A 1,813-nucleotide genomic window follows, 5' to 3' on the forward strand; every position below is an offset into this window, starting at 1 on the left:
GGGGCTGGCTCCGCCGGGTCGGCCTTTGGCGCGGGCCTTGGCAACGGGGGCTTTCTGCCGCGCTCCATGGGCGCGGGCCTGAGCGCCGAAGGTGACGACGCGCTCCGCAACGGCGGCCTCGACCCCGACGACGAGGGGTATGGCGGGGGGACGCCGCCCATGGCACCGACGTTTTGACGGATAGAGCCCACGCCCCGGTAGGCGCGCACGCACTGGTGGCGCGATAACCGTCTATTGAAAAGTTTTTGGGGGAGGGGTCCGGGGGGGAGACCTTTTACGCCTTGTGGTCGCCATCCGTAAGGTTCGCAAGCTCACCGAACGGCTGCCGCAAAAGGTCCCCTCCCCGGAATCTCTTCTCCGCAGGAGTTTGTTCGTGATAGCCACTGCCCCCCCCATCCGCGTGATCTGTCTGGTCGGCCCAACGGGGGCGGGCAAGACGGCGGCGGCGCTGCATCTGGCACGCACCTTCGGGGGCGGGGTGGTCAATGCCGATTCGCGGCAGGTCTACCGCGATTTTCCCATCATCACGGCCCAGCCCTCGCCTGAGGAACGCGCGGTATGCCCGCACCTGCTGTACGGTTTTCTGTCCGGCACGGAAAAGATCAGCGCGGGCGTGTGGACCGACAAGGCCGAGGCGGCCATCGTCGCGCTGCATGGTGACGGGCTGCAGCCCCTGCTGGTGGGCGGTACCGGCCTGTACCTGAAGACCCTGCTGGATGGCATTGCCGACATCCCCCGCGTGGATCCGGCCATCGGCGTGCGGCTGGAGCGCGAATGCGATGCGCTGGGCGCGCCTGCGCTGCATGCCCGGCTGGCCTCCATCGACCCGGACTATGCCGCGCGCATCCACCCCAATGACCGGCAGCGCGCCGTGCGTGCGCTGGAAGTGCACGAGGGCACCGGGCACACCCTGTCGTGGTGGCACGCCCGGCCCGTGCCGCCACCGCGCTACGCGGCGCTGCGCATCGGCACGGACATGAGCCTTGACGAACTGACGCCCCGGCTCGACCGCCGCATCGACATGATGCTGGAAGCAGGCGCGCTGGACGAAGCCCGTGCGGCGCGCACCGTGTGCGACGACCCCGCCGCCCCCGGCTGGTCGGGCATCGGCTGCGCCGAACTGTACCGCCACCTCACCGGCGAATTGCCCTGGGCCGAGGCCCGGCTGCTGTGGCTGCGCAATACCCGCGCCTATGCCAAGCGGCAGCTGACGTGGTTCCGGGCCGACAAGCGCATCCACTGGATCAGACCCGACGACCTCGACGCCATGGCCGCGCTGGCTGGCGCCTTCCTGCACGGCGAGGCAGCGGAGTAGGGCACGTCCCTCCGGTTGCATCGCCGCCGCTCCATCCCCCCCTGCAGACGCGAGCCGTCCGGCAGCCACGCACCCTGAAAAGCGACCACGTCAGTTGTCACATACTCACCCGTGGTGTACCATGCGCCAAACCTCAGGGAGGCGTCATGAACGCACAAAATACGGAAAATCCGGGCGGCAAGCCGTGGAGCCCCTATGTGGGCGGCGCGCTGAGCGGCCTTCTGGTGGTGGCCTCGGTGTGGGTGACGGGCAAGTACTTTGGCGCATCCACCACCTTCGTCCGTTCGGCGGGCTTCGTGGAGCGGGTGCTTGCGCCGGAGCACATGGCCGCGCTGGACTACTTCGTGAAGGAAACGCCCAAGGTGGACTGGCAGTGGATGTTCGTGGCCGGGATATTCGTGGGGGCGCTGCTGGCGTCGCTGGCTTCCGGCACCTTCCGCTGGCAGGCGGTGCCGCCCGGCTGGGCGGAACGCTTCGGCCCGTCGCGGCTGCGGCGCG

General features: G+C 69.2%; 2 protein-coding genes. Both read left to right on the forward strand.

Translation table 11 applies throughout. The features are described 5' to 3' along the window. Positions 1–376 precede the first annotated feature (376 nt). Positions 377–1,315 (forward strand): tRNA (adenosine(37)-N6)-dimethylallyltransferase MiaA, encoded by a 939-nt coding sequence (gene miaA / locus FVW20_RS14075; RefSeq protein WP_307831549.1) that lies wholly within the window; start codon positions 377–379, stop codon positions 1,313–1,315. 146 nt (positions 1,316–1,461) lie between these two features. Beyond that, positions 1,462–1,813 (forward strand): YeeE/YedE thiosulfate transporter family protein (locus FVW20_RS14080; RefSeq protein WP_196610107.1); only part of this gene is annotated, 352 nt, incomplete at its 3' end.

This window comes from Nitratidesulfovibrio oxamicus (assembly GCF_015731765.1).
Lineage (GTDB): Bacteria > Desulfobacterota > Desulfovibrionia > Desulfovibrionales > Desulfovibrionaceae > Cupidesulfovibrio > Cupidesulfovibrio oxamicus.